At 59.9% G+C, this 6,938-nt stretch carries 11 protein-coding genes and 1 tRNA gene; 9 read left to right on the top strand and 3 right to left on the bottom strand.

What is annotated here, in order from left to right:
* Positions 1 to 243: 243 nt before the first annotated feature.
* The 4 genes from EN991_RS17170 (at position 244) to EN991_RS17155 (ending at position 1,197) form a co-directional block, all read left to right on the top strand.
* Positions 244 to 319, top strand: a tRNA-Cys gene (locus EN991_RS17170).
* Positions 320 to 521: 202 nt separating this feature from the next.
* Positions 522 to 725 carry a hypothetical protein gene (locus EN991_RS17165; RefSeq protein WP_027160879.1) on the top strand — a complete coding sequence of 68 codons (204 nt, stop codon included), beginning with the start codon at positions 522 to 524 and terminating at the stop codon, positions 723 to 725.
* A gap of 5 nt (positions 726 to 730) precedes the next feature.
* Positions 731 to 922, top strand: a complete 192-nt coding sequence (locus tag EN991_RS17160; protein WP_027160878.1) for a hypothetical protein — start codon at positions 731 to 733, stop codon at positions 920 to 922.
* A 53-nt stretch (positions 923 to 975) separates the two neighbouring features.
* Positions 976 to 1,197 carry a DUF6500 family protein gene (locus EN991_RS17155; RefSeq protein ID WP_127367757.1) on the top strand — a complete coding sequence of 74 codons (222 nt, stop codon included), beginning with the start codon at positions 976 to 978 and terminating at the stop codon, positions 1,195 to 1,197.
* Positions 1,198 to 1,228: 31 nt separating this feature from the next.
* Here EN991_RS17155 and EN991_RS17150 read toward each other — a convergent pair whose 3' ends face one another.
* Entirely contained in the window at positions 1,229 to 1,495 is a 267-nt protein-coding gene (locus EN991_RS17150) for a DUF1488 domain-containing protein (RefSeq protein ID WP_013530531.1), read from the bottom strand.
* A complete protein-coding gene (locus EN991_RS17145; RefSeq protein ID WP_127369190.1) occupies positions 1,492 to 1,740 on the bottom strand; it encodes a hypothetical protein in 249 nt (82 codons plus the stop codon). The genes EN991_RS17150 and EN991_RS17145 overlap by 4 nt, the downstream gene beginning before the upstream one ends.
* 251 nt (positions 1,741 to 1,991) lie before the next feature.
* Between EN991_RS17145 and EN991_RS17140 the strand changes: the two genes are divergently transcribed.
* The 3 genes from EN991_RS17140 to EN991_RS40925 are packed head-to-tail and all read left to right on the top strand — an operon-like array spanning position 1,992 to position 4,501.
* On the top strand, positions 1,992 to 2,354 hold the full coding sequence (locus EN991_RS17140) for a co-chaperone GroES (protein ID WP_013530533.1): 363 nt from the start codon (positions 1,992 to 1,994) through the stop codon (positions 2,352 to 2,354).
* A gap of 33 nt (positions 2,355 to 2,387) precedes the next feature.
* Positions 2,388 to 4,025 carry a chaperonin GroEL gene (groL, locus tag EN991_RS17135; protein WP_127369189.1) on the top strand — a complete coding sequence of 546 codons (1,638 nt, stop codon included), beginning with the start codon at positions 2,388 to 2,390 and terminating at the stop codon, positions 4,023 to 4,025.
* 23 nt (positions 4,026 to 4,048) lie between these two features.
* Positions 4,049 to 4,501 (top strand): hypothetical protein, encoded by a 453-nt coding sequence (locus tag EN991_RS40925; RefSeq protein ID WP_245460988.1) that lies wholly within the window; start codon positions 4,049 to 4,051, stop codon positions 4,499 to 4,501.
* A gap of 144 nt (positions 4,502 to 4,645) precedes the next feature.
* Here the strand turns inward: EN991_RS40925 and EN991_RS39895 are convergent, their stop codons facing one another.
* Positions 4,646 to 5,101: a hypothetical protein gene (locus tag EN991_RS39895; protein ID WP_164769146.1), complete on the bottom strand. Its 456-nt coding sequence runs from the start codon at positions 5,099 to 5,101 to the stop codon at positions 4,646 to 4,648.
* Positions 5,102 to 6,096: 995 nt separating this feature from the next.
* On the opposite strand from EN991_RS39895, the gene EN991_RS17115 reads away from it, so the two are divergent.
* Both EN991_RS17115 and EN991_RS40920 read left to right on the top strand, forming a co-directional pair.
* Positions 6,097 to 6,483, top strand: coding sequence for a hypothetical protein (locus EN991_RS17115; protein WP_024504930.1), 387 nt, complete (start codon positions 6,097 to 6,099; stop codon positions 6,481 to 6,483).
* 33 nt (positions 6,484 to 6,516) lie between these two features.
* Positions 6,517 to 6,708 carry an RES domain-containing protein gene (locus EN991_RS40920; protein ID WP_338101346.1) on the top strand — a complete coding sequence of 64 codons (192 nt, stop codon included), beginning with the start codon at positions 6,517 to 6,519 and terminating at the stop codon, positions 6,706 to 6,708.
* Positions 6,709 to 6,938 lie beyond the last annotated feature (230 nt).

Below are 6,938 nucleotides of genomic sequence, written 5' to 3'. Positions count from 1 at the left end.
CAGGGGAAGAGCGCCAGTCGCAGTGCTGGAGGCCCTCGGTCGAGACGGGGCGGGCTGCCGCTTGAGGCGTGAAGGATCGCAGCGTGCGCGGGATGCGAGGCCCGGCAAAGGGTTGGCGCTGCCGGGCAGCAAACCTGGCCGCAATATGTGCTGGCGGACGGTCTGAAGATCGTGCCGAAAATTCTGAACAGTCCCTCGGGATTAACCTTTCCGTAAATATTTGGCCGCTACTTCAACAGCCATGGCCTCGTGGCGGAGCGGCTACGCTGGAGACGGCAAATCTCTGAAGCCTCGGTTCGATTCCGAGGCGAGGCCTCCAAAATTTCGCGTCGAACAGCAGTCCCAATCTGCCCCAAGGGCAGTCAGTCCCCACGAATAGATTTGTGCGTTACGAAGGCGGTGCGGACCGGACGTTAAAGCAGTCCTGTCTTGCATTTGGCATGCCGGCACGCGCGAAAAGAGTGGTATGGAAGGGAGTCGAGCGTTCTTGCTTCGCTTTTTCCTGACATTCGAGGCCTTTCGTGCGTGAACCGTCGCTGCTGCCCGTCTTTGGAAAACTTGGCCTCAAGGCTCCTGCTGCCCTGGCGGCGGCACCGGCCTCGTCGGCAGGTGTGTCGCACCTGCGGAAGCTTCTGGCCGTGCATGGCGGCATGGTGCTGAAACTGTCGGTCGTCGCCTGGACGGTGCTGATCCTGGGCGCCGTGTTTTTCACGATGCAAGGCTGACCGGCATGGCCAACCGCTACACGCTGCGTATGGAGCTTCCCCAGAGCTGGAGCATCATCGATGTCTTCACCGGCCAGCCTGCGGTGGTCCGGCAAAAGGTGATGGTCGGGATGGGGCCGCGCGAGGCCGAGGACATGGTCGTGCAGATGAATGTCCGCGATGTCAAACGCCGCGAACGGGCCGAGCGCAAGGCCTGATCCGTAGCGGCCCGCCGGCGGAAGCCTGCCGCACCGCAAATCAAGGGATTCCCGTGAGAGCCAGCCTGAAGCAGAAGATACTGGAGGTTTGCGACCGCAAGATCTCCGAGAAGGGGGCCGGCGTCGGCGTGTCGTTCTATGCGTTTTTCGCCAACAGAAACGACAACCCCGAACTCCTGATGGAAGCCGCCGAATGGTGGATCAGAACCCACCGCCTCGACCATTTCGAAAAGGCTGCGAAGATACGCGCGATGGTCGAGGAGATGGATCTTTAATCGTCGTTTTGAGCGACATGCAATGGACTGATCAGCCGAAATCGGACGCCGTCAGCACATACATGCTCTTGTGGGTGCGGTCGTAGGCCTTCGACGCCACTTCGCGGATGGCGCTGCTCTCGGTGTCGAATGTCTGGAGATAACCGGCTTCATCGGCCGCGGTTCCCGGCCGCATCTTGGCCATGGCGTCGGCGGCGACGGAGAACGAGATCTGGAACATGCCGTCATGGCCGACGAAACGGATGCGCTGGCCCGCCTCGTCATAGCTGCGGCTGCGGTTGGGGAAGGTGAGGCTCATGTCGTAGCCTCCGTGACTTTCTTGGTCACCCGCTTCTTCTTCGGCGTCGGATTGAGGGCCTCGGCGACACGATCGGCCTCTTCCTTGGCCAGCCGAAGCTCCCTCAGCCTTGCCGTCTTGATCTCCCTGGCTCTTGCCTCGGACATATATTCGGCGGTCGCCTTGTTTTTCTCCGCTGTCTTCTTCTGCTTGTCGACAAAGCGGGCTTCAGCTTTTTCCATGATCGTCTGATTGCCTTCGGCCATCGAAGAAATCTCCCTTGTGCCTGAAATCGTGAAAGTGAACTTGTCCGATAAATAGGCACTCGATCGGCAAAATTCAATCTTTTGAATTATTTGACATTCTGCGGATATCACGAAACGGCCAGCTGAAATAATACTTTTGAATATTTAATTTGGTACGCGAATAATTTTTGGCACTCCTATCTATCGAGTGCCAACGCGTCTATAGAGGAGGGGCGTGGCCGCCTGTGCCGGCCCCCAGAAAGAAAGTTCCCATGAAATTTCGGCCACTCCACGACCGCGTCGTCATTCGTCGCGCCGAAGGCGATATCAAATCCAAGGGCGGGATCATCATCCCCGACACTGCCAAGGAAAAGCCGCAGGAGGGCGAAGTCATCGCTGTCGGCCCTGGCGCACGCGACGAAAACGGCGCGCTTGTTCCGCTCGACGTCAAGGCCGGCGACTTCATCCTGTTCGGCAAATGGTCGGGCACCGAGGTCAAGATCGACGGCGAGGACCTTCTGATCATGAAGGAAGCCGACATTATGGGCGTCATCGACAAGGACGAGACTGGCATCATCGACAAGGGCGAGACCGCTGCAACCGACAAGACCGTGGCCGCCAAGAAAGCTGCCTGACCTTATTTTCTCCGAACGTACTGGATAAAAATCATGTCTGCCAAGGAAATCAAATTCTCCACCGACGCGCGCGACCGCATGCTGCGCGGCGTCGAGATCCTTACCAATGCTGTGAAGGTCACGCTCGGCCCCAAGGGCCGCAACGTCATCATCGACAAGGCCTACGGCGCGCCGCGCATCACCAAGGACGGCGTCACCGTCGCCAAGGAAATCGAGCTTGCCGACAAGTTCGAGAACATGGGCGCCCAGATGGTGCGCGAAGTGGCCTCGAAGACCAACGACCTCGCCGGTGACGGCACCACCACCGCCACGGTGCTGGCCGCCTCGATCCTGCGCGAAGGCGCCAAGCTGGTCGCCGCCGGCATGAATCCCATGGATTTGAAGCGCGGCATCGACCAGGCGGTTTCCGCCGTGGTCAAGGAAATCCAGGCGCGCGCCAAGAAGGTCAAGTCGTCGGCCGAGATCGCACAGGTCGGCACCATCGCCGCCAATGGCGATGCCAGCGTCGGCGAGATGATCGCCAAGGCGATGGACAAGGTCGGCAATGACGGCGTCATCACCGTCGAGGAAGCCAAGACCGCAGAGACCGAACTCGACGTCGTCGAAGGCATGCAGTTCGACCGCGGCTATCTCTCGCCCTATTTCGTCACCAATGCCGACAAGATGCGCGTCGAGCTGGAAGAGCCCTACATCCTCATCCACGAGAAGAAGCTCGGCAATCTGCAGGCGATGCTGCCGATCCTCGAAGCGGTGGTGCAGAGCGGCAGGCCGCTGCTGATCATCTCCGAGGACGTCGAGGGCGAGGCTCTGGCGACGCTGGTCGTCAACAAGCTGCGCGGCGGCCTCAAGGTCGCGGCCGTCAAGGCGCCTGGCTTCGGCGATCGCCGCAAGGCGATGCTGGAAGACATCGCCGTGCTGACATCAGGCCAGATGATCTCGGAAGATCTCGGCATCAAGCTTGAAAACGTCACCATCGAGATGCTCGGCCGCGCCAAGCGCGTGCTGATCGAGAAGGACACCACCACGATCATCGACGGTGCCGGCACCAAGGCGACCATCCAGGCGCGCGTCGCTCAGATCAAGGGCCAGATCGAGGAGACGACGTCAGACTACGACAAGGAAAAGCTGCAGGAGCGGCTGGCCAAGCTCGCCGGCGGCGTTGCCGTCATCCGCGTCGGCGGCGTCACCGAGTCGGAAGTCAAGGAAAAGAAGGACCGCATCGACGATGCGCTGAACGCCACCCGCGCGGCGGTCGAGGAAGGCATCGTGCCCGGCGGCGGCGTCGCTCTGCTGCGTGCCCGCTCGGCGCTTGGCGGCCTGACCGGCGCCAATGCCGATGTCACGGCCGGCATCACGATCGTGCTGCGGGCGCTCGAAGCGCCGATCCGCCAGATCGCCGAGAATTCCGGCGTCGAAGGCTCAATCGTCGTCGGCAAGCTCACCGACAGCAAGGACCACAATCAGGGTTTTGACGCCCAGAACGAGGTCTATGTCGACATGATCAAGGCAGGCATCGTCGATCCGGCGAAAGTGGTGCGCACCGCACTCCAGGATGCCGGTTCGATCGCAGCCCTTCTGATCACCGCCGAAGCGATGATTACCGACGTTCCGGCCAAGGATGCAGCACCTGCGGGTGGCGGCGGTGGCGGCATGGGCGGAATGGGATACTGAGGACCTGGCGCCAGGAGAAAGCCATGCGTGAACCGACACTGCTTCCGGTATTCCGCACGCTTGGGGTCAAGCCGCCGGTCGCCGTTGCGGCGACGCCGGCCAGATCCAGCAGCATGAAGAACGTGGTTGCCAGCATTCGGGAGGGGCTCGCTTCACAGGGCGAGCCTGGTTTCGAAGCTGGGCGTGGCCCTGTGGACAGTCGTTGTGCTGGCGGCAGTGTTTTTCATTGTGCACGCCTGAACCGCTCGGTGGCGGGCGAGAACCAAGAGGACTCGGAATATGGCAACCGCTACGCGCTTCGGATGGACCATCCGGACAGCTGGACCATTTTCGACGTCTTCACCGGCCAGCCCGCCGAGTCCGGCCACAAGGTCATGGTCGGAGTTAATGCTGGTGAAGCGGACGAGATGGTCAGACGGTTGAACGATCAGGACGCCAAGCGGCGGGACGAGGCCGACCCGACTGACCTGTGCTGACAAACCGGCAAGCTGCTGGAATGATTCGCTAACCAGCTGTGGGTGTGTACAGTCGCATTGTCGCCGGCCGGGACATCGGTACCGGCGCTTGAGAGCGACCATCGCTTTCCCGCCCCTCGATGGGAGCCGCATTATGGACAACGATCATTCGGCCGATGCTATTTCAACTTTTGACTGCAATATTCTGCGCGACGCGTTCACAACTCGGTCATTGAAAAGCAGATCCCCGAGGATCAGTTGCAGGCCTACGCTGTGCTTTTGATCCGCGACTCGGCAACTCCGATTTTGGTTCAGCACTGCTGGCCTGGATCGTAAAGAAATTAACTTTGTCGCCGTGCCTAACTTGCCGGAGCGGACATCTGCTCGGCGCTCGCTTTCATTTTTGCCTGAAAGGATAATGAGCATGAGATACATGAAAACTCCGGACGCTCCGGTCGTAACGATGGAGCCAATCGTCGAGGCCGCAAAAGTCCTATCGAAGCGGCTGACGATCAGAAGCGACGAAGCCGCAAGACGAAAGATCGCCGACACCGACGGCACGATGCGGCGGGCGCGCCAACTTGCGGAAAGCAATCGCCTGATTTGATGAATTGACGCCAACGTCCTGCCGCGGTTGACGCTTATTACGTCATGCGCGTCGGCACGTTACATCTATAACCATATTTCGCTCCAGGAGATATTGACCTCGCCAAGGCCGTCGGCGACTCGCATCGCGACATCATGCGGTGCTGCTGGCCAATCCATTCGCAGTCTTCTGGAGGTGGCCCCGGCGATGCATATCTTGAGCCTAAGACGCCCATTTCAATGCAAAATATGCGTCTTCTATCGGGCGACCGTGCAACCCCGTTTGAGGGCGGAGATTGGGGCGCGAAGCCGCCGTCCCACTCAGCAACAACCCCAACCATCAGTGGAATCGGTTGCCACTGAAATCGAAATTGAACTGCACTAATTCCCATACTCGAGTTTTGCGTATAGTTTGTTGACGGGGAGGACTTTATACGTGGGGGCGGCGCGCTTTCAACAGACAGCACGTCGCCATCTACGTCACTGGGGTCTATCCCGAAGACACGCAGGGTTCCCTCTCCGCCTGAAAAGTCTGCACTTTCGCCGCATGCGTTACCCAGCACCGCATCGACGAGCTGAGCGTTGGCGTGTCGTGGGCAACGCCCTCGAAGGAGCGGAGACGAACCACATATGGATCGACCGCGTCAGTCTCATTTTGAGGCGAAGCGGAATCACCGAATGATCCGTGTGAACAAGGAGCGACACTACCCCGTACTAGCGCCCCCTCATTCTTCGGGGGATAGATTCACCCACCAAATTCTGAGAATGCTGGCTTTTAGTAAACCGCGAGACTGATCTCACGGCCAACACAAACGGCAATCCCAACGCCAGCATCGCTAACAACCAGTCTGCTTTCGGCAGGAGGTTAAGTCGGACGGAATGACCGAGATGAAGGCGCATTGCTGCCGCTAGCTAGGATCCGCTACGAGGATGGGGAAGCACAAGCAGTGCGCTGGAAAGGCGTCAGGCTGTTCTTTCTATGCCTAGGAATGTGCGTATATTGTGCGTAAGAGAGAGGTCGGAGATTTGTAATGACCCACGCACAGCTGGCCCAATCGAAAGTGGTCTCAGGTTTTGTCGACAGCCTGCAGGAGCCGCGCACGCCTTATATCTCGCCGAAGCGCCTGTCGCAGGCGCTTGGCGTGAAGGTGGCCAACCTGGCGCAGTTGACCGGCGTCCACCGCAACACGCTGCGCAATCCCTCGTCGGAGCGCCTGCAGGGTCGGATGCGCGAGATGGTGAAGGTGATTTCGGCCGCAACGGAACTCACCGGCGACGTCAAGAAGGCGATCTTTTGGTACCGCAATAAACCGATTGCCGACTATGGTCATCGCACGGCTGCCGAACTCGTCGCGGACGGCCAGGTCGAGGCAGTCCTGGCCTTCATCCGGGATTTCGAAAATGGGGCGCGTGGGTGAGGATCACCCGAGTCGGTCCAGACGAATCGCTATCTGACACCCAAATGGGCTTTCCTGCCCATCAGCGGTGCAGGCGCGGCGATCGACGGCGGTCGTTTCAACCGGCCATGCGTCGAAGCACTCTATCTGTCTCGTTCGACCCAGACGGCTCTTGACGAATACAAGCAGGGCGCCAGCATCGTCCCGCCGGCAACGCTTGCCGCCTACAAGATCACGCTCGCCTGAGGTGGCGGACCTTTCGCAGGGATTCGACCCGGAGATCTGGGACAGCGCTTGGCAGGAATGGGATTGTGCCTGGCGCCAGATCGCTCGCATCGACAAAAGCGTCACGCCGGTGGCACCAACCTGGTGGTCTTTCCGGCCAGTCTTGTCGAAGGCGATAAGGTCACCGTCCATGATCCCGATCACCGGCTGCCGCACGACCAGTCGTCCTGGCCGTAGGGATCGACTGTCTC

Source organism: Mesorhizobium sp. M7A.F.Ca.US.005.03.2.1, from assembly GCF_003997795.1.
GTDB classification, from domain to species: Bacteria; Pseudomonadota; Alphaproteobacteria; order Rhizobiales; family Rhizobiaceae; genus Mesorhizobium; species Mesorhizobium ciceri.
This window is presented reverse-complemented; position numbering and strand designations above follow the sequence as displayed.